At 34.8% G+C, this 23,152-nt stretch carries 13 protein-coding genes; all 13 read right to left on the minus strand.

Annotated elements, in window-relative coordinates; genetic code table 11:
- Positions 1-3: 3 nt before the first annotated feature.
- Entirely contained in the window at positions 4-1,491 is a 1,488-nt protein-coding gene (locus GQR98_RS13090; protein WP_159019884.1) for a sulfatase family protein, read from the minus strand.
- Positions 1,492-1,495: 4 nt separating this feature from the next.
- Positions 1,496-3,388, minus strand: a complete 1,893-nt coding sequence (locus GQR98_RS13095; protein WP_159019885.1) for a beta-N-acetylhexosaminidase — start codon at positions 3,386-3,388, stop codon at positions 1,496-1,498.
- Positions 3,389-3,396: 8 nt separating this feature from the next.
- A complete protein-coding gene (locus GQR98_RS13100; RefSeq protein WP_199270202.1) occupies positions 3,397-4,836 on the minus strand; it encodes a glycoside hydrolase family 30 protein in 1,440 nt (479 codons plus the stop codon).
- A gap of 7 nt (positions 4,837-4,843) precedes the next feature.
- Complete coding sequence (locus GQR98_RS13105) at positions 4,844-7,525, minus strand: glycoside hydrolase family 3 protein (RefSeq protein ID WP_233268009.1); 2,682 nt, start codon at positions 7,523-7,525, stop codon at positions 4,844-4,846.
- A 12-nt stretch (positions 7,526-7,537) separates the two neighbouring features.
- On the minus strand, positions 7,538-8,908 hold the full coding sequence (locus GQR98_RS13110; RefSeq protein ID WP_159019886.1) for a sulfatase: 1,371 nt from the start codon (positions 8,906-8,908) through the stop codon (positions 7,538-7,540).
- An 8-nt stretch (positions 8,909-8,916) separates the two neighbouring features.
- Positions 8,917-11,220 (minus strand): glycosyl hydrolase family 95 catalytic domain-containing protein, encoded by a 2,304-nt coding sequence (locus GQR98_RS13115; RefSeq protein WP_159019887.1) that lies wholly within the window; start codon positions 11,218-11,220, stop codon positions 8,917-8,919.
- A gap of 40 nt (positions 11,221-11,260) precedes the next feature.
- Positions 11,261-12,862 (minus strand): sulfatase, encoded by a 1,602-nt coding sequence (locus GQR98_RS13120; protein ID WP_159019888.1) that lies wholly within the window; start codon positions 12,860-12,862, stop codon positions 11,261-11,263.
- A 313-nt stretch (positions 12,863-13,175) separates the two neighbouring features.
- Positions 13,176-14,822 carry an alpha-L-fucosidase gene (locus tag GQR98_RS13125; RefSeq protein ID WP_159019889.1) on the minus strand — a complete coding sequence of 549 codons (1,647 nt, stop codon included), beginning with the start codon at positions 14,820-14,822 and terminating at the stop codon, positions 13,176-13,178.
- Entirely contained in the window at positions 14,823-16,361 is a 1,539-nt protein-coding gene (locus tag GQR98_RS13130) for a sulfatase-like hydrolase/transferase (RefSeq protein WP_159019890.1), read from the minus strand.
- A 52-nt stretch (positions 16,362-16,413) separates the two neighbouring features.
- Positions 16,414-18,711, minus strand: a complete 2,298-nt coding sequence (locus GQR98_RS13135; protein WP_159019891.1) for a DUF5703 domain-containing protein — start codon at positions 18,709-18,711, stop codon at positions 16,414-16,416.
- A 46-nt stretch (positions 18,712-18,757) separates the two neighbouring features.
- The gene (locus GQR98_RS13140) at positions 18,758-19,819 is read right to left on the minus strand and encodes an alpha-L-fucosidase (RefSeq protein ID WP_159019892.1); all 1,062 of its coding nucleotides are present in this window, start codon (positions 19,817-19,819) and stop codon (positions 18,758-18,760) included.
- Between the two features lie 11 nt (positions 19,820-19,830).
- On the minus strand, positions 19,831-21,456 hold the full coding sequence (locus GQR98_RS13145) for a sulfatase (protein ID WP_199270203.1): 1,626 nt from the start codon (positions 21,454-21,456) through the stop codon (positions 19,831-19,833).
- A gap of 43 nt (positions 21,457-21,499) precedes the next feature.
- Positions 21,500-22,804 carry a sugar MFS transporter gene (locus GQR98_RS13150; RefSeq protein WP_159019893.1) on the minus strand — a complete coding sequence of 435 codons (1,305 nt, stop codon included), beginning with the start codon at positions 22,802-22,804 and terminating at the stop codon, positions 21,500-21,502.
- Positions 22,805-23,152: the final 348 nt, after the last annotated feature.

Here is a 23,152-nt window from a genome sequence, read left to right on the forward strand (position 1 = left end):
CTATTAGTGCGCTGCTGTATTTTGTGTAGTTTCTGTTTTGTAAAGGTCTACAGGCACATCATTCTCTTGTGATTTTCCAGAGGTTGTTCTACCATTTTCAACAATATGTTTTAATTTTTTTATCAATTTAGCAACAACTCTTGGATGCTTTTTGTAAACATTAGTTGTTTCTTCAGCATCGGTTTTCATGTTATACAATTGAATTTCCGGCAAGTTTTCTTTTCTAGCTTTATTATCCGTTGGGTTAGACCAACCACCAGAACCCGGCGTTAATTCTAATTTCCATTTTTTATTTCTGATAGAAAATTTACCATGTATAGAATGATGAACTACTAAGTTATAATCCGTTTTTGCCTTTTTGTTTTTCAACATTGGTAGAATGCTATACGAATCTACACCAGCATTATCATCCATACTTAAACCTGCAATTTCAGCACAAGTGGCCATTAAACTCGTTTGACAAATGAGTTTATCGTTTATAGAGTTAGCTTCAATATGTTCTGGCCATTTCACCATAAAAGGAATGCGGTGTCCACCTTCCCAAATATCAGATTTGTAACCTCTAAAATCAGCACTTGGATAATGTCCGAATTCATTTTCTAACTTGCCAACTTTTGCGACAGGGTAGGAGCAACCGTTATCACTCGTGAAGAATACTAAAGTATTATCTTCAATGCCATTTGCTTTTAAAGCTTCAAGTACACGACCTACAACATCATCGGTTTCCATAACAAAATCAGCATAATCGCCCATACCACTTTTACCTTGCCAAGCTTTAGAAGGCACAACAGGACTATGTGGCGAGTTTAATGCCAAATACATAAAAAATGGTGTATCGTTTTTAGATTCCTTAGCGATATAATCTTCAGCATGATCGCCTAAAAATTGTAACATTTTAACAGGTTCCATTTTATCAACAACCTTATCGTCTTTTATAATCGTTTTCATAACTCGAGAGTGGTGAAAGCCAATATAAGAGTCAAAACCACGAGAAACTGGTCCGTTTGGTACCGTAGAACCAATAGCTGGGCCAATTACTTTTTTACCATCGTAAACTTCAACTGGTTTTCCTTCATCATCAACAAACTTAAACCCAAGATGCCATTTACCTATAGCAGCTGTTTTATAACCCGCATCTTTAAGCATTTTCGGTACTGTCATTTGGTCTTCTGCAATTAAAGGTTCTAATTCTTCACCTCCAGCTAAAACACCTTGTTGCAATCTAGAACGCCACGAGTAACGTCCTGTTAAAATAGCGTAACGCGATGGCGTACATACAGCAGAAGCGGAGTGCGCATCGGTAAACGTCATAGATTCTTTTGAAAAGGCATCTATTTTTGGTGTTAGTATTTTACCTTTTTCAGGATTTAAAACTTGTACATCGCCATAGCCTAAATCGTCACAAATGATGTAAACAATATTTGGTTTTTTTTGAGCTGAAGCTGAAGCAACAACGAACATAAAAAGAGCTACTAATTTTGATATTTTCATGATTTTATTTTAATCGTATTTCTGTTATTTCACCTAGTAATTCGCCAGCTTCGTTAAATAAACCAGCTTTTAAAAGTGTTTTAGGTTTTGTTTTAAAATCGCCTTTATACTTAATCGCGTTTATTGTTGGATCGCTACCATCAAGCGTGTAATAGATAGAAAAACCAACGGTTTCTGTTTTCAAAAACACAATAGCTTCTGTATTTAATTGATCGATAGCAAAAGCAGGATATACAGTAAACATGCTATTTGCATAATTGACTTTGTCTCTTTCTAAACGTTCAAAATGATCACTTTTTAATGCATTTTGAAAACGTTCCCAGTTTTTTACTTTTGGATTGCTCCAAGACACCTCGGCACTTGCTAAGGTTCTTGGGTAAAGCATGTATTCAAAATGTTCTTCGGTTGGTGTAAATTCGGCCCATAAACAAGTTTGGTTTCCTAATACACGGCTCGCTTCTTCCGCAGTTAATTCATCAGGAATAGGTTCATGATTATAAACTACAGATAGTGGTAATACTGAATTTGGTCCTTCTGGCTCCATAAATGTAGGGCCTTGAACACGACTGATGTATGAGTGTAAATACGACGTCATAATGGTTGGGTAGCCTTCACGTGGTGCTTGTAACTCCGGTGTATGCATGCCTCTTCTCCAAGCCATAATAGTAGCACCTTTCGCTCCTTTACCGCTTAAAATTTCATCCCAACCAATCATTAGTTTATTTTGGGCGGTTACTATTTTATTTACTTTTTGAATAAAATGACTTTGTAATTCTTCCTCATCGGCAAGATTGTGGTCTGTCATTACTTTTTGGCAATGCGGACATTTTTTCCAATTGGTTTTATTGCATTCATCTCCACCAATATGGATGTATTTTGAAGGAAATAACTCGGCTACTTCCTTAATAACATCTTCTAAAAAAGCATAGGTAGTTTCTTTTCCTGCACAAACGGCGTTATCGGGCGCTTTTCCACCAGTGGCTAATTCAAAATTAGCATCAGTTTCACCGTCAAAACAAAACAATTCTGGATACGATGCCACTAAAGCTTTACTGTGTCCAGGAACATCAATTTCTGGTATTACTTCTATATTCCTAGCCGATGCATAAGCAATCACTTCTTTAATATCTTCTTGAGTATAAAAACCACCAACGGTTTTAGGTTCATCTGCCGTAGCAGGCTCACGAGACCACCAAGCAATACCTGTTCTGTCGGCACGCCAAGCTCCTTTTTGAGTTAGGTTTGGATATTTTTTAATTTCAATTCTCCAACCTTGATCGTCAGTTAAATGCCAATGAAATTTGTTTATTTTATATGAAGCTAATACATCAAGTTGTTTCAAAATAAAAGCTTTAGTTTGAAAATGACGAGAAACATCGAACAACACACCACGCCAATGGAATCTTGGGTTGTCGGTAATAGTCATACTTGGTATTGCTGTTGATCCGTTTGAACCGGCAGGAATAGCCTGTCTTAAGGTTTGGAAACCATTAAATAAGCCTGCATAATCGGTTGCTTTTACAGTAATTTTAGAAGCATTTACCTCTAAAATATAACCTTCGGCTTCTATAGATGCGTTTTTTGCTTTTTCAAAAACAATAACGTTTTTAGACGCTGAGGTTCTTCCTGTGTTTACAGTAAGCGATAAACCGGTGTCATTTGTAAGTGTCGATGACACGATAGGCGCTAAAGTTTTGGTGAATTTCTTCGGAATAAAAACTTGCGTGTTTTCATCTAATTTAAATCCGCCTGAAGCGTATACAACAGATTCTGGTTGTGGAATAAAAGTATTCTGAACATCTTGAGCATAAATATTTACTGAAAACATGAGACATACTAAAAATAATGCTACTGTTTTTGCGCCGTAAATATTTGTTTTATATGAAGTGTTTATCATGTGTTATTCTAATTTAAACTTACAGCAAGCGTGTTAAAAGATTTTCCGTCTAGGGCTACTTTTACAATTTCGTTATTGATGTTTAATGCTAATTCTTGCGCTTCCGAAGTATTGTTGTAAGCCAAAACAGTTACCTCATTATTGGCTTTGTTATAAAAAGCAAGTGCGTTATTAGTATCTCCAGAGGCTGCTAATTTTACCGAACCTGGCGCTACAAAAGCACTTAAATGTTTCATTAAATAAAACTCAGGGTTGTATTTTATGGCTTTGGTTTTACTATCAATAGAAATCATAGAGTTCTGTTTCCATCCCCATTGACTTTTTCCTGTTTCATCTAAAACCATATTCCAATACATGTATGAGTTGGCACCGTTTTCAAAGTAATGTTTCATTAAATTGAAGGTGTATTCTGCGGCTTTCCAATCGTTAGAACCGTCTCCACATTCTGTTTCAGTTTGCATTAATTGCATGTCTGGATATTTAGCATGCACAGCTTCAATAGCACCTTTGCCAGCCCACTGAAAACCAATACCTTTTACATAATCTTCTGCGTTTTTGTATTCTACAATATCTGAAACACGCTCTATTTGAGGACGTTCAACAGTTCCTAACCAAATTTCTGTGTCTAATTTTTCAGACTTAAATTTTGGACCTAAATAATCTGCTATAAAAATCCCTAAATCTTCGGGTTTCCATACGCATGATGGAAAATTTTGTGCCGAGTTATATTCATTCTGAACATGTACAGCACTAATATCAATCCCCTCTTCGGCGTAAGCCTGAACAAACTTTGAAAAATATAAAGCGTAGGCTTCAAAATATGCTGGTTCTGTTATAAAACGTGAAACCAATTCTTCTGTAGAACTCCATTCTTCTGGTAAATCATTAAATTCAGGATTATATTTACACGCATAATGTTTGCTATGTTTCATCCAAGATGGTGGGCACCATGGTGAAGCCCAAACAGCCACATCTGGATTTATTTTTTGGGCTTCCTTAATGTATGGAATTAAACGTTTTTTATCACGATCGATAGAAAAGTTTTTCATTGCGAAATCGCCTTCCGTTTCATTATGGCTATACCAATCTACAGCATAGTCATTAGCACCAATAGGCATTCTACATAAACTAAATTTACAACCTTCAGCCTGACTAAATAAATCGTTTAGAATTTGTTGTTTTTCTTCTGGTGTAACCATGCCTAAAGCATCCCAACCTAACTCATTAAAACAACCTCCAAAACCAGTTATTTCTTGTTCTTGTTTATTAGTATCAATAGAAATTAAGATATCGGCAATTTCTTTATTTATAATAAGTTCATATTTTTTTTCTGTCCAAACACTATTTTCAGTACTGCTTACCCATGATACAGCTAAACTTTTTTCTTCCTCTTTACAAGCTGAAAAAGCAATTAACCCTAATACCAGTATACCTTTAAATATTTTCATTCCTATCTTATTTAACCGTTAAAATTTTTCTTAACTTAATATCTTTTGATGATGCACCAATCATGATTCTAAAATCACCAGCTTCAACTAATCGTTTTAAATCTTTATCCAACATCGAAAGTTCATCAGGACCTAGTTCAAAAGTTACTTTTTGAGTTTCACCTGCTTTTAATGCTATACGCGTAAAACCTTTTAATTCTTTTATTGGTCTTGATACTGATGCTAATTCATCTCTAATATATAGCTGCACAACTTCTTCTCCATCAATTGCTCCAACATTTTTAATATCGCAAGTAATTTTCACGCTTTCATCTGGATTGATGTTATTTTTACTGAATTCTATATTGGAATATTCAAAAGCCGTATAGCTTAATCCATAACCAAATGGGAATAAAGGTTGCCCAGTAAGGTTATGGTAATTATCTCCTCTACCTGTTGGTTTGTTGTTGTAATATAGTGGACATTGAGCCTCATCTACCGGGAAAGTAATTGGTAAACGTCCTGCAGGATTTTCATCTCCAAAAAGGATATCGGCAAAACCGTTTCCGCCATTTTCACCAGAATACCATGCCATTAAAACACCATCGACATCATTAATCCAGTTAGACATTGTTATAGCGCTACCACCAACTAAAACAACAACTGTTGGTTTTCCTGTTTTAGCAACGGCTTTAATTAAAGCTTCTTGATGACCAGGTAAAGCTAATAACGCACGATCTTGAAATTCACCTTCGTGAATACCGGCAACCACTACAGCAACATCACTTTGTTCTGCAGCTGCAACAGCATCGGCAATTTGTTGTTCCCATTCATTTTGAATTTCGGCATCCCAAATTAATTTGAATTTTGCATTTCCTGCTGCTTCAAAAAACTCAATTTTAATGTCGTATGTTTTTCCTTCTTCAAAAGAGAAAGGTTTTAAAATACTGTTATACGATTGTTTTTGCCAGTTATCAATAATTAATTTACCATCTAAATACATGCGGTACCCATCGTTACCTTCAATTCCAATATTAAAAACACCTGTTTTTGGCGCTTTTAGTTTTCCTGTCCATCGTACCGAAAACCAGTCGTAAGCTAAATCTTCATGTGGTGAAAATAAGGTCCATCCAAACTTAATTTGCTTATCAACACGTTCTACTTTAGGTTGGCCGCTTAATTTAATATTATCAAAATAATCACCTTTTAAACCTGGAACTTGTTTACCATCTTTGGTTGTTGATAAGTAAGAAGAGGCTATTGCGTTATAATTTTCTTCAGCTAAAGCTACACCAGGCGCATAGATAATATTGTCTTTTCCTATCTTGTCTGATACACCTTGATACATAGAAATAAGATTATTTCCAGGACCACTATAACCACCTAATCGCACGGTTTTTACATCGTGCCCAATAAGTGCCATTTTTTTAACCGATTTATCAATTGGTAAAGCTTCATTTTCGTTTTTTAATAAAACCATTGCTTTAGAGGCTGCTTTTCTGGCCAATTCACTGTGTGTTTTATGTCCGTTCCAAATTGCTGCTTCTTTAGCATCTACGTATGGATTTTCAAATAAACCTAATTCGAATTTTGCTTTTAGAATACGGCTAACTGCTTCGTCAATGGCTTTAATATCGACCATACCATTTTGGTAAGCTTCCCAAAATAAAGGGTAGTGGTTGTAGTTAGTTTGAAACATAACATCTAAACCAGCTTCTACAGCATCTTCGGTAGCTTCGGCATAATTTGCTGCTGTAAAGTGCAATACATTAGCACCACCTGTAGCTCCAGCATCAGAAATTACAAAGCCATCAAAACCCCATTCTTCTTTCAGTTTAGTACGCAATAACCACTCGTTAGACGTACATGGTGTACCGTTTAAGGAGTTGTAAGACGTCATCACAGAACGTGCACCTACTTTTTGAAAAACGGCTTTAAAAGCAGGAAAATAAATTTCCTCTAAAATACGTTCGTTATAACTAATTGGGTAACTATCACGACCACCTGCGCCTACATTAGCAACAAAGTGTTTTGGTGTGGTTATTACACCTTCTTTCTCGAATTCTCCAAGATAAGAAAGTGCCATTTGCGTTGTTAAATATGGATCTTCACCATAAGTTTCTTCGGTACGTCCCCAACGTACATCGCGTGCTATGTTTAATACTGGCGATAATATTTGACGAATTCCTCTTGTTTTGGTTTCCTTTGTAATGGCACCGGCTACTTCGCCAACTAAGTTTGTATCCCAAGTTGCCGCTAATGCAATGGCTTGTGGATACATGGTGGCTCCATCGCGAGCTAAACCGTGAAGCGCTTCGTTAAACGGAATGATAGGAATTCCTAAACGAGTTTCTTCTAAGAAAAACTTTTGAAGTTCGTTAATTTCGTTAGCCATATTGGCTGCAGTTCCCGTAGAACCATAGTCCATAATTTGCTCGGCGGCATTATCATTTAATCCTTTTGAAGAAATTTGAAAACCAAAAATACCGTGTTTCAATTTGTCTTTTCCAATCTTTAAATCGCCTGGAATCATAAACATTTGCCAGAATTTTTCTTCTAAAGTCATTCTGCCTAATAAGTCGCTTACGCGTTCTTCAACAGGTAACTTCGGGTTTTTATAAGGCGGATCTTTCTTGTTAGAAAAGGCGAAAGCACTGATGATGAGTGCAAGAACACTGACTATTTTTAGGGTATGGAGAATCTTTTTCAAACTGCTATTATTTTAATTATATTGATGTTGATTTGCTTTTAGGTCGGCATCGAATTCGGTGATCATTTTCTGTAACTTCTTTACGATTTTAGGGTTTGCCGCTGCTACATTTTCACTTTCGGAAATATCGTTTTTAAGGTTATAGAGCGCTACATAATCTTGTGTAATACGTAGTTTCCAATCGCCTTTTCTAACGGCTTCTAAGGTAGAATCTTTGTAATAAAAGAAACCATCTTTTCTATGTGGCGACTTCGCTTTTTCATTTCCTGAAAGTAGGGACCACATATTTTTACCGTCTATTTCTTGTTTAGGCAATTCTGCATTGGTTAAATAGGCTAGGGTTGGTAAAATATCTATAGTAGAAGCTAATTTATCGGTAACCACACCTGCTTTAATTTTACCTGGCCATTGTGCAATCATAGGTACTCGAAATCCACCCTCAAAAGTTTGATTCTTGTGTCCCCTTAGAGGCAAGGCACTACCACCTTGATCTCCTTTTGATGTCCAAGGACCATTATCTGAAGTGAAAATCACTAACGTATTTTCATCAATACCTTGTTCTTTTAATGTTTTTAAAACTTCACCAACACTCCAGTCGATCTCTTCAATAGTATCGCCGTATAATCCTCTTGCACTTTTACCTTCAAAATCTGGTGAGGCATATAATGGGACATGTGGCATGGAATGAGCCAAGTATAAAAAGAAAGGTTCATTTTGATTTTCTTTTATAAAATTAATGGCTTCTTTTGTGTAACGCTTAGTAACAGTAGATTGATCTACAGGATATTCAATAACTTCATCTTGTTTCATTAACGGGACTCTTTTTCCTCTCCATTTTTTCTCTCGCAAGCTATCTATAGTCATACCTTCTCTAAACACAATATTTTTAGAAACCTTAGACTTTGGATTTACCGACATATCATTACTAAACGGAATACCGTAATACCTATCAAAGCCTTGTGAAGTAGGTAAATATTGTTGTTGGTCTCCCAGATGCCATTTACCAATGCATGCTGTATTGTAGCCTTTTGTTTTCAGCATATCAGCAATAGTTAATTCTTGATTGTTTAAACCTCCAGGTAGATTTGGCCAAAGTACTTTAGGTACGCCAACCCGTGGAGGGTAAGAACCCGTTAACAAAGCTGCTCTTGATGGCGAGCATACTGATGAAGCAGCATAGAAATCGGTAAATTTTATACCATTTGCCGCCATATTATCTAAGTTGGGTGTTTTTATTAATGGGGAACCAAAAACACCAACATCTTGATAACCTTGATCGTCTGTAAAGACGATAATGACGTTAGGTTTCTCAATTGTTTTTTGTGCTGAAAGCGCTCCTGTACAACTTAAAAAAACGGTGAGAATGCTGATTACGAATTTCATATTCTGAATTATTTTTTATTTAATGAACCGTCGAACTTATACGTTTTTCCTGCTTTGGTGTCCAACTCTATCGTATTTCCGTTGTACTCTAAAACACATGGTTCTCCTTTTTTAGATGTAATTTCAACGTATTGTAATTTCGAGTTTTTCCAAGAGAAAGCCAATTCAAAACCACCTCTAGCAATAATACCTTTTACTTCTCCATCGGCTAAAGCATTTGGTAAGGCAGGTAGTAATTCTATTTTATCTAAATGACTTTGTAATAACATTTCTAAAATACCTGAAGCACCACCAAAATTTCCATCAATTTGAAATGGTGGATGTGCATCGAAAAGGTTAGGGTAGGAGCCTCCTCTTATTTTACGTTCCGGAATTTCTGCCGGACTTAATAATACATTCAATAATTTATAAGCGCGGTTTCCATCTTTAAAACGTGACCAGAAATTAACTTTCCAAGCTAAACTCCAACCTGTTCCGTTATCGCCTCTAAATTCTAAAGACTGTTTTGCAGCTTTCATTAATTCTGGAGTGTCTTCGTAATTAATTTCACTTCCAGGATATACTGACCATAAGTGCGATACGTGTCTGTGATGACTTTCTGGATTATCTTTATCTTCTAACCATTCTTGCAATTGCCCGTGTTTACCTATTTGGTTTGGTGCAATTTTAGGAATCATAGTCGTTAGTTTTTCAGCGAAAGCTTCATCTGTTTTTAAGATTGAAGACGCTTCAACAACACTTTTGAAAAGCGCTCTTATGATTTGGTGATCCATCGTTGGACCAGCCACTAAACCACCAATTTCTGGCGAAGTAGAAGGCGTACTTATCAGGTAACCTGTTTTTGGATCTTCAACTAAAAAATCGGTATAGAAAAGCGCCGATTCTTTCATTGAAGCATAATTGTTCTTTAAAAAAGTTTCATCTTTTGTAAATAAGTAATGTTCCCAAATATGTGAACTAAGCCAAGCACTACCAGATAACCAAAGTCCGTGATTAGAATGGTTTACTGGTGCAGCACCTCTCCAAATATCAACGTTGTGATGTACATTCCAACCCTTAGCGCCGTAATGTTCTTTGGCTACGTTTTTTCCAGTTTCAGAAACATCTTTTATAAAATCGAAAAGTGGTTCGTGACATTCACTAAGGTTAGCAATTTCAACTGGCCAATAATTCATTTCTAAATTAATATTAGTTGTGTAACTACTAAACCATGGTGGTGTTAATTTATGGTTCCAAATACCTTGTAACGTTGGTGGTTTGGTTCCTGGACGGCTACTCGCTATCATTAAATAACGTGCATATTGTACGTAAAGTGCAATTAATTGCGGATCGTTTGGTGTTTTCCAGAAGTCGAAAATACGTTTATCGGTGGTGTTTGCCGATTTCCCATTATCACCAAAATCAATATTAAAACGATTGTATAGCGATTGGTAATCTTTTAGGTGTAGTTTTTTTACTTTTTTATAATTTTCTGAAGCAACATGTGCTAAAGTGTTTTGCGTAATGTTTTCTGGATTTCCCGAAACATCATTATATTTAATATAGTTGGTTGCAGCTGTTAAATATATGGTTGCTTTTGATGCATTGGAAATTTGAAGTTTCCCGTTTACAGTTTCAATAGTACCATTAGTTTGAATGTTTAAAGTGGCAACACCTCTAAGGGCACCTTCTTTAACTTGAACCTTTAAGGTTTGTGTGTTTCCAACGGTTTTTACTGTTTTATCTTCGTGAAGCGCATCTAACCATAAATCGAAATTAAGTGCTTTAGATTTACTTGATGTTAAATTAATAGCAATAACTTGTGATGGGTAACTAGAGAATACTTCTCTTTTAAAATCTACTCCATCTACAGAATAAGAGACTTTACTAATAGCCTCTTCTATGTTTAGCTCTCTTGTGTAATTCTTGTAGTTTTCATGGCCTTTGAAAGCGATGTAAATATCACCAAAAGGTTGGTAAGGCTGTTGCTTTAAAGGCGTACTCATAAACTCTTGCATCGCTAAGTTTTGAGCATCTACTTGTTTACCATCTGTTAATAACTGGCGGATGGTATCTAAATACTTGTAAGCGCCTTTATGTGCATAATCATGAGGTTTTCCTGCCCAAAGTGTTTCTTCGTTAAACTGAATATGTTCTTCGGTAACACCACCAAAAACCATAGCGCCAAGGCTGCCGTTTCCTAGAGGTAAGGCTTCGGTCCATTTTTCAGCAGGAGAATCATAAGATAATTTATGAGTTTCCTGTGCTGAAATTGTAGCTATACATAATAGAATAGACACACAGGAAATAATTGTTTTTTTGTTCAATTTCATAATTGTTATATTTAGTCTATCTACAGTATTTTTTTATAAATTAAGCGTTCCAATGTTTCTCTATAATCTCATGGATTTCCGGATTATCTGGATCGGTATCTTTTAAAGCTTCTCTTTGTTTCAAGATTTCTACTTTCATTTCTTTAATAATCTCTTGGTATTCCGGATCATTATAAGCGTTGTGAGATTCGTTTGGATCTTTTTCTAAATCGTAAAAGTCCCAAAATTTCTTTGGTTGATTTTCTTTAGTAAACCCGTTTTCCTTTAATGCATTTCCGTAATAGAAGGCTAGTTTGTAACGTTCTCCTCTAATTCCAAAATGTCCAGGACGATCTATAGAATGGTCCCAATATCTGTAATAACCATACTTTCTCCAATCTTTAGAAGTATTCCCTTTTAAGTTTTCACGGAACGATTGTCCTTGCATTGTTTCAGGGTAATCAACACCTGCATAATCTGCAAATAACGCCGAGAAATCTACATTTTCAATAAGATCAGAATTACGTGTTCCTGCTGGAATTTCCTTTGGATAACGAATTACAAAAGGCATGTGAATAGATTCTTCATATATTAATCGTTTATCAAACCAACCGTGTTCTCCTAAAAAGTAACCTTGGTCTGCTGTATAAATAACGATGGTGTTTTCTGCTAATCCAGATTTGTCTAAATAATCTAATAATTTACCAATATTATCATCAATAGCGGCTCCACAACGCATGAAGTCTTTTACATATTTTTGGTAGGTTTTATATCTAGCTTCATCATTTGTTAAACCATCTACAGTTAATGGTAATTCAGGATACTTCATGTAACCCGGTACATTTTCAGGATCTTTTGAAGCTAATAAATATCTTTCTTTTAAATTATCTACAGACTGCCCTTTAAAAGATCTACCTGTAGTTTCTGCGCCTTTATCATAAAGTGAACTAGGAACAGGAATATCTTGATCTCGATATAAATGACTAAAACGTTCTGGATAATCAAATGGTTCGTGTGTGGCTTTAAAATGACACATCATCATAAAAGGTTTGTCTTTATCTCTTTTATCAATCCATTCAATGGTTTTATCTGCAATAACATCCGTACTAAAACCTTCATAAGCTTTACCACCTTCCATATAATCTTTCCAATTCTCTTTGGTTTTCAATATAGGATTCCAGTATCTACCTTGTCCTGGTAAAACGCTGTAGTAATCGAACTCATCGGTAGGTTCTTGTTTTAAATGCCATTTTCCTATAATAGAGGTTTGGTAGCCACCACTCTTTAAAACACCTGCAATAGTAGGATGCGTTGGAGGTAAACCTCCTGCTAGAATTTTTACACCGTTAATATGGCTGTATTGACCGGTAAGAATTGTAGCTCTACTTGGCGAACAAATAGAGTTAGATACCAAACAATTATCTAACACAAGTCCTTCGGCAGCTAAACGCTCAATGTTTGGGGTATGTACATAATCTTTTAAAATTCCATCGTAAATACCTAAGGCTTGAGAAGTATGATCATCGGCCATGATGTATAAGATATTAGGCCTTTCTGCTTTTACTTCAGCTTTAGTTTCTACTTGCTTTGTTTTTTCTTTACAGCTTGTTACGGTTGTAAGGGTAAGTAAACAAATGGCACCTATTTTAAGTACATGTTTCATTTTTTTTTGAGTTTAATTTGTAACAATTAGTTTTACAGTTTCAACATTATTTGATGAAGGACCAATACCTATTTCAAAATCTCATAGCTCAACTATTTTTTTATTCAGCTCTTTGTCAAAGAACTGTAAATCTTCTAAAGTGGTTTCAAAAGTTATTGTAGTTGCCTTTTATGGTTTTAAAGAAATACGTTTTGTACCGCATAAATTTTATTAAGCTCGTTTTAACCGAACGTTCTACAATTGTACAACTTCTTCACCTTTCAAATCTCCTACATTTTTGACATTAACAGATACTTTTGTTGCCGCTGTACAGTTAATGTTTCTTTTTGAATTTAGCTTTTAAAACCACAGGATAGCTATCTCCATTAACCACTGGCATATTTATAGTTAAACCGTTATTTGTTTGTTTATATGAAACCTTTCTACCGTTATATAATTGTATTAACCCTTTTAAATTTCCTGGGGTAACTTCGCTAGACTTCCCTAATGAAGGAATAACGAATTCACCTCCTTTTGGATTCATTACGGTTATGTAAAAATCATCTCCCTTTGTGGTGTAACGAACTTCATCGTGAGCAAAAGCAGGTGTTGCTGTTGTACGTTGGTTAAAATGTTCGCCATGCTTTTGAGACTCTGTAGCATTTCGTAATTCGCCATCAACGGTTTCAACGGCTTCTCCTCGAACACTTCTACCATCGCCATAAACTGTCCATGGACGTGTTCCATAAATTGCTTCACCATTTATTTTAAGCCAATCGCCAACTATTTTTACACTCTTTTTTATCTCATCAGGAATTGTGCCATCTGGCTTTAATTCCATACTTAATAGCAAGTTTCCATTTTTACTTACGGCTTCAATTAGCATTTCTAAAATGGTACGCGCATTATGAGTTAGGTGTCGGTCTTTTTTATAAAACCAATCGGTAAACGTAATTTCCGATTGCCAAGGATATGCTCTTAAGGTATTACTACCTCCAGATTCTACTTCGTTAACCGTGCCTTTTGCTTGTTTTTTTAAAAGCATAACAGCATCTATTTTACCATTATCCTTTAAACTATTGTTATACAGTTTTCGGGTAACTTCTTTACCGTAATCGCCATACGTAAAGTTAAAACCATCATTATATAATAGATCAGGTTTGTAGTTTGTAACTAATTCAATATGGCGTTTTAACCAGTTTTTTTTAATATCTTCAATAATTTCGGGTGTACGATCTTCTGGTGCTGGACCATATAAATCTTTAGGGTCTAAACCTTCCCACCATTTTCCTTTGCCATCAGCTTTTGTTAAACGACCATCATAAGGTATTCCTGCATATTCACCTGTTTTATCTGCTCCAAAAGCAGGTTGCCACCAGTTTAGAAAACGATCGTCATGGCTAGTTACTCCAAATTTCAAGCCAGCATTACGTGTAGCTTTTTCAAAAGCACCAATAATATCTTTTTTAGGACCAACATTAACCGAATTCCATGGATGATAAGAAGAGTTGAATAAATCGAAATGATCATGATGATTTGCCAAGGCTACAATATATTTTGCACCATTTTCTTTTGAAAAATTTATTAAATATTCAGCATCAAATTTTTCAGCTTTCCATGCATGGATAATATCTTTAAAACCGAATTCTGAAGGGTGGCCATAAGTTTGTAAGTGATACGGATTGGCCATTTTTCCAAATTTCTGGCGGCCAACATCTTTCATGTACATATGTCTAGCATACCAACCGCCACCTTGTTCAGGTACAGCTTGTGGTCCCCAATGAAACCAGATTCCGAATTTGGCATCACGAAACCATTCTGGACATTCATATTGATTAGCAAGTTCATCCCATGTTAAGTCTTTGTTTTGAGCTTTTATAAATTGTGTTGAGCTCAAGAAAAATAAAACAACAAAAAGCATGTTTAAAAAAACAGGCTTTTTAATTGAGATTACTATTGTATTTGAATGTCTATTGGTCATTTATTTTTTTTTAAAGTTGTAAGCTTCAATATCATCAAATAGTCCAAATTCATTTTTATCTAATTCTGCAGGATCGCCTGTTTCATCAATAAGAATTTGTAATTCTGACATTAAATCATCTTTAATAGTTTTGAATTTTTCATCGTCTATTAGATTATTAAGCTCCCAAGAATCTTCTTTTACATTGAATAATTGATAGGTGAAAACTTCATGCTTTGCACTTACAATTAATTTGTAATCGCCTTTACGAACCGCGCGGTGACCGCCACCAGGATTATGTTTTCTGTTTTTGTTTAATAAATCTCCAGGCCAAGAATTATAGGCATACAGCATACTGTTTCTTACTTCTTTCTTTTCACCTTTGATAACTGGTGTTAAATCTTCTGTTTGAATAGATTTAGGAATCTCTAGTCCAGTTAAACCACATAGCGTAGGAAACACATCGTGTAAATAGGCTAGGGCATCGGTTTTTTGATTTTTAGGAATGTTTGGTCCACAAAAAATTAAAGGTACACCAACACTATGTTCATACACATTTTGTTTTCCTAATAAACCATGTTGTCCTAAAGCTAAACCGTTATCTCCGGCAAAAACAATAATAGTGTTCTCTGCTTGTCCAGAAGCTTTTAGAGCTTTTAAAACGCGACCAATTTGTGCATCGGTAGCCGTAATCATGGCATAATAATCTGATATTTCTTTTTGAATAATAGCTTCTGTTCTTGGAAAAGGCGCTAAAACTTCATCTCTAATTCTATCATCAGCAATTTCAAAAGGATGCTCAGGCATAAAGTTTTCTGGCACGGTCATGTCTTCAGTAGGGTACATATCATGAAATTCCTGAGGCGCAGTTCTTGGGTCGTGTGGAGCAGTAAAGGCAACATACATTAAAAACGGATCCTTTTCTTTATAACTATCTAAAAAACCAACAGCGGCATCTGCAAAAACTTCACTACTAAATTTTTCTTTATCTTGATAAGTAGCAGACCATCCCGTTTCTGGTGTGTAATCTTTTACTTTAGTTCCAAAATGTGTAGTCATACCTCCTAAAAAGGCTGATTTTATTTGATTGAAACCATGCTCTAGCCAAATTTCACCATTGTGTTGTTTTCCTGTCGCAAAAGTTTCGTAACCGTTAGCTTTAAAATATTCTGGAAAGGTTAATAAATCACTTTTTCCTTTTTCTTCCTTCGGAAAAGCAAATTGCGCATAAACATTGGGTTCTATATTGAAATAGTGACGCCCAGTCATTAACATCGCTCTACTTGGAGAACAAACAGCCGCCGTTGTTGCTCCTAAAATATAAGAGTTGGTAAACGATGTTCCATTTTCTACCAGTTTATCCATATTTGGTGTTTTTACACCGTATTTATGCATGGCTTCTATAGTACCAGCACGTTGATCGTCTGTAAATAAGAAAAGGATGTTTGGCTTTTTACTTTCTGCTTTTACAACTTCTTTTTTTTCATTCTCTTTACAAGATGAAAGACTTACTAAAAGTAGTAAAGCAAATATTTTTATTAGGTTTTTTCTATTACTCATTTTCTTGTTTTTAAACCTTTATTAATAAGATAATTTTTGTGTTCTCTTACTATTAATCCCAAATGTTAGGTTCGGGAGTTCTTAATTCTTGACCAATAAAAACATCTTTTTTTCTATCGGAAGGTGTTATTTTAAGTTCTTTAATTTCTCCATTTACAACAGTACCCTCAACAATGGTATTTTGTTTTGCATACAATTTAAATTCACAGTTCCAGTTTGAAGGAAAGGCAGGTAAAAGCACTATTTTATTTTCTACATTTTGTAAAATCATGCGTTGCAACGCTGTTGCTGCTACTGATGAATGTTGTACATCTGGCGTTCCGTCGTGAGTAGACATGAAAAAACCTGGATAACGTTGCTCTGGAACAGGGCGATGTAGTGCCCAAACGACTTCTTTTTGAACAGAATCTGTTAAGCCAACCATTGCAGCCATAATAGCTTCTGGATGCCAGCCACCACGAATGTAACCTGGTGCCCATTTTGGATTTTGTCCGCCAACATCATTTACTAAAGTCGTTCTATTTTTATAAGTGTCTTGCGCCATTTTTAAATCGGGCAAACCAACACCATATAAGTGATATGGAAAAACAGAATACAATTCTGCAACTTCTACATTTGCTTTTTTAGATTTTATAACTTCAGCATTTGCCAAAATTTTAGTTCCGTTTCTCATTCGCGTAGGAACTTCAGGAACTCGAGCCAATAATTCTTTCCAGTAAGTTCTATCTGCTTTAGTAGTTAAATGTTCTGGTAAATTAAGTAAGCGATTCAACACAGAGCGTAAACCTGCAATAAATGGCATGGGATTATCTGCATCGCGAAACGATTCTAGTACATGAACATCTGGGAAGTATAATTTCCCGTCTTTATGTGGCCAATGTAAATCGAAAAACTTTACAATTTCTGAAGCAAAAGGGATAAACTCTTCTGTTGCAAAAGTTTCATCTTGTGTATAATCAAAACGTTCTGATAAATACCAAGCTACTTCCAAACCTGCATTCCAGTGTGTTCTATGCCATTGAGATTGTTGTTGTCCTGGTTCTAAACCTGTTCTGTCTATTCCATATACACCCGGAGCAATAACTCCCCATAGTGTTGTTGATTCTCTAATTACCGTACCTTCATGACCAAAAACGGTATTTGAATGTTCTTTCATTAAATCAAAACCTCTCATGTATAGGTTGATAAAAGAATTGGCATATTTAAATTGCCCAGCAGCGTTCATGGAGTAAAAGGGTAAGCGCACATTTTGATGCAACATCAAGTTACCCCATGAGCGATGGTCTTTATCTTTAAAATGTTTTATGCCTGTATGGTTTCTTTGTAAAACTTCGTTTAAATCAGGAGCAAACATAGAGCCATTCCAAATTATAGGGAATTCACCTTCTCCGGCCATAGCATTTAAATACATGGTGTAAGCGTAACCTGCACTCGTTTGTTTTGCTTCTTTAAAACCGCTTAAATGAATGTAACTACTTTTCCAGAAATTGTTCCACCAACTTACATGGTTTTCCCAATTTAATTTTAGATTTTCTTTCGTTGAAGCTTCATTATCAATTAGAGATAACCATTTATCAGCGCTTTCAACACGTTTGTTAAGTGTATGAATTTTTAAATGATTACACTTACGCGCTTTAGAAACCATGCTAGTGCTTGATGTATTGGTCATTTTATCACCAATTATCATAGCACCAAAAGTTCGGTTTTCTAAAACATTATCTAAGTTATCTGGTTTCGGAATTTCAAGAGCTTTTATTGTCCAATCGAAAGCTTTTGTATTAGTGTTTCTATGATACCAAGTAATTGCTTTGTTATTATCTGCAACAATAACATCAGCAGATTCGGTTATTCCACCAGGAATGCCTTTAAGATTTGTTTCTTTAATAATTTGAGCTTCATCTCTCCAATCATGAAGTTTTACATTCAATTTAAATTTTGAATCTGCATTGTTTTCAATATGAATGATTTCACTATTTTTATCAATCCAAATTTTAGATTTAAAACCATCGTCGCCTTCTAAATAAATGACACCATTATTTAAAACAAGTTCTTGTTTAAATGTCTTTTCGAAAGGGTTTGGAGACACTTCAACTTCTACATCTCCTAATTTTAAAAGTCGGTGCGCTTCAGACCAAGCATCAATATGTCTAACAGAAATCCAAATATGGCCATCTTCCAAAACAGAAACTAAAGCACCTGTTGTTCCATTACCAAGTGGCATGGCATCAGAAGCTATTTTACTTTTCTCTGTCCAAGAAACGTTGTATTCATCTACAGATATGCTTTGGCTATATAACTTAATTGATACCAAACATAGACAGATTAATATAGATGTGATTTTAAATTTCATATTTATGTGTCTTTTTTACTTATTGCTAAATACCCGGTTTTATGTATTACTTCGCTTCTTTTTTTAACATTTTCCCGACTTCTACTAAAATATTTACAGATTCTTTTGGCACATTTCCATCACCATCAGGACCAATATTTAATAACAAGTTACCGCCCTTACCATTAATATCTTTTAATTTAGCATATACTACTTCTGGAGTTTTCCAATCTGTATCTTTAATTTTATATCCCCAAGAATCATTTAAGGTATAACAAGCTTCCCAGTAATAATCTACTTTATCTTCTAAGTGAAACTGTTCTGGAGTACCAAAATCTTTTTTAAATATTTTTCTTTTAGCAACTCTGTTATTAATAATAATACTAGGTTTTAAGGTTCTTATATATTGATACAAATCTTTACCATCTTCTAAAGTCCACCAGTCAATCCAATCTGCATCAAACCAAATAATTTCGCTGTCGTAATTCTCAATAAGCTCTTTAATTTGATTTTTCATATAATTAACATATTCAGCTTTTCGGTCTGATTTCATGCTAATTTGCCCCCAATTATTTTTTTTGGTTTTTTCATCAATCTTAACAACCTGACTAGGGTGATGCCAATCGATAATACTGTAATACGTTCCAAAATGAATGCCTTCTTTTTTACAAGCATCGGATAATTCCTTTACAAAATCACGTCCTTTCATTGGTGATTCCGCAATATCAAAATCGGTGAACTCAGAATCCCATAAACTAAAACCTTCATGGTGTTTTGTGGTAATTATCAAATATTTCATCCCTGCCTTTTTCGCCAATTTTACAATTTTAGAGGCATTAAAGTCTTTCGGGTTCCAAGTCTTAATTAATTTAGCATATTCATTTACTGGAATATCTTGATTGCTTTGTATCCATTCGGCATATCTCCCTTCTTCATTGCCTTTGTATATACCTCCTAATTGACTGTACAACCCAAAATGAATGAACATACCATATTTAGCATCTGTAAACCATTGCATCCTTTTGGTGAAATCGGCTTCAGACTCTTCTAAATAATTAACTGGCTCCTGGGCAAAGCCAAAGGTTATTAATAATAGAAGTGTAAATAAAATGGTGTGCTGTTTTATCAAAATATGGATTATTAGTTTTTTATGTTTTTTACGCTTAAATAGCGTTCTAAATTTTCTTCATTTAAAGCATCGCTATCACCATATTTTATTCTCATTTTTTCCAATTGCTTATGCATGTCTTCTTTTACAGAGGTATATTCAACATCGTTATAAGCATTATGCATTTCTGTTGGATCTTTTTCTAAATCATACAGTTCCCATTTATCAATATCATAATAAAAATGAATTAGCTTATAACGATCTGTTCTTACTCCATAATGACGCTTTACTTTGTGCTCCGCAGGATACTCATAAAAGGTGTAGTAAATAGCATCTCGCCATTCACTTGCTTCTCCATTTACTAATTTTCTTAACGATTCGCCTTGAATTGATTCATCTATTTCTGCTCCTGCATAATCTAAAAATGTTGGTGCAAAATCAATATTTTGTACTAACTCATCAATTACTGTACCCGCTTTTATTTCTTTTGGGTATTTCATTAAAATAGGTGTTCTAAAAGACTCTTCATACATAAAGCGCTTATCGAACCAACCGTGTTCACCTAGATAGAAACCTTGATCAGAGGTATACACAACAATTGTATTTTCTTCTAAACCGTTTTCTTTTAAATAATCTAAAACTTGACCAACACCATCATCTACAGATTGTATTGTTCTAAGGTAGTCGTGCATGTATCGGTTATATTTCCAAATAGCTAAATCTTTACCTTCTAAGTTTCTTAATTTAAAATCGGCAATAATAGGGTCGTAATAAGCATCCCAAGCGACTTTTTGCTCTTTGGTCATTCTATCGTACCTCTTTTGAAACATACTTCTATATTTCGTTTTAAGTTCGCCTTCCTTATCAAGCATTTTTAAATCGTAAACCAAATCCATGTCTTTATAGATGCTCATTTCTTGTCCAGCTGCTGCAGGTCTATCTTCATAATCATCAAAGAAATTTGCAGGCGGATCGAATGTTATACTATCCATTAAAGTCAAGTACTTTTCTTCTGGCATCCATGTTCTATGCGGTGCTTTTTGATGATACATTAACAAAAATGGCTTGTCTTTTTTACGCTTAGTATCTAACCAATCTAAAGCGATATCTGTAGTTACATGGGTAATGTAACCTGGATATGTTTTCTTAACACCATTCTCGATAAAATCTGGCGAGTAGTATTGTCCTTGACCAGGAAGCACATTAGAATAATCGAAGCCTTGTGGTAAACCATCTAAATGAATTTTGCCTACTAAGGCTGTTTCATATCCGTTTTTTTGCAATGCTTTAGCGAAGTTATCTTGATCCCAATTAAAAGGGCGAATATTATCAACTTTACCATTTTTAAAACTATGTTTACCCGTAAGCATTGCTGCTCTACTTGGTGCACAAATTGAATTATTTACAAAACCTTTATTAAAAATAGCACCTTCTTTAGCAATTCTATCAATATTCGGCGTGTTGTTTAATCCATGACCGTAAGCGCTAATGGCTTGGTAAGCATGGTCATCACTCATTATAAAAACAATATTTGGTTTCTGAGGAGTATCAACTTCAACTTTAGCTTCACCTTTACAGCTAAAGCATAACATGAAAACCGATAAAACTACCAAGTAGGAATTATTCAGTTTTGTTGTATTTAGAATGTGTTTTGCCATTTTTATCAATTGAATTGTTAGTGTTTTTTGTTCTATGAGATGTTTATTTCTTTCCAATTTTATGTCCCCATACAGCAAAGAACAAAATAAGAGCGTAGCAAGGAATTAAGATCCAATAACTACTTGTTGCAGCGCTTGAAGTTGCTTGTACTTGATCTATACCACTTAATATGAGTTCGTTCTTATTAGCATCTACAATTCTACCGTATAATGGTGGAATAATTGCACCACCAGAAATAGCCATAATTAATAGGGCAGAAGCGGTTTTGGTAAATTTCCCTAAACCTTCCAATGTTAAAGGCCAAATAGCTGGCCAAACTAAGGCATTTGCGATACCTAAAGCGGCTACAAACAGAATAGAAGTGAAACCTGTAGTAAATAAAATACATAAACTAAATACAATACCAAGTATTGCACTTGCTATTAAAGCTGTTTTTTGTTTAACGTATTTTGGAATTAAAAACACACCTAATGCATAAGTTGCTACCATGGCCATAAGGGTGTATGTTGTAAAATACTTAGCTTCTTCTCCTGTAAAACCTAAAGAGATTCCGTAAGATATAATAGTATCTCCAGCAATTACTTCTGCGCCTACGTATACAAATAAGGCTAAAACACCTAACCATAAATGTGGGAATTGAAAGATACTAGTTTTAGTGCTTTTACCTTCTGTTGCATCCTCTGAGTCTTCTGCTTCAACATCTGGTAATGGAGCCATTCTAATTAAAACACCCAATACAAAAAGAACGATAGCCATAATTAAATAAGGCATAAATACGCTATCGGCCATAGTATCTAAAAGTACATTTTTCTCTTCTAAAGAAACGCTTCCTAATTTATCCTTAACTTCATCTATACCCGATAGTAGTAAAGCACCAAAAATTAAAGATCCTAAAGCTCCGGCGGTTTTGTTTGCTATTCCCATAATAGCAATACGTTTCGCACCACTTTCCATTGGACCTAAAATTGTGATGTATGGGTTGGCAGCTGTTTGTAAAAGCGTCATACCAACACCTTGAATAAAAATACCTGTTAAAAACACCCAATAAGTTCTAGCTTCGGCTGCAGGTATAAAAAGTAAAGCACCTATACCCATAATAATTAAGCCCAAAGACATACCTTTTTTATAACCTATCTTATTTAATATATAAGATGCTGGTAATGCCATTAAAACGAAAGAGATGTATGATGCAGAAGCGACTAAATAAGATTGCGCATCTGTTAATTCGTTTATGGTTTTCATGAAAGGAATTAACGCCCCGTTGATCCAGGTAACGAATCCAAAAATGAAAAACAAACTCGCTATAATAACGATTGGAACTAGATTACTTTTTTTTGGTGATTGCATATTTTTTTTGATTTTTATTATTAAATCTGAATAAATAAAAAAAATACAAAAAATCTAATGGTTGGCTCCCATTCTAATTCTTTAGTCGATTAATTGTTTTTTTGAATTTTGCAGATAGTTTTAATTGTTGACTAAATTAGATGTTATAATGTATTGAAACAAATACTAAGTTAGTAGAAAACTATTTTATTCTTTTAAGAAAAGGGAGGACGTTATGAGGATCCTCCCTTAGACTTAAAATAAAACAAAACTAAACTTCAAATAAACTTACCCTAAAGTAAGTGACATAAAAGATTATTAGAAAATTAGTTCGACGAATAACAGGTTTGAAAAGGTGTTGGTTAAAAA

This window comes from Algibacter sp. L3A6 (genome assembly GCF_009796825.1).
In the GTDB taxonomy this organism is placed as follows: Bacteria; Bacteroidota; Bacteroidia; order Flavobacteriales; family Flavobacteriaceae; genus Algibacter.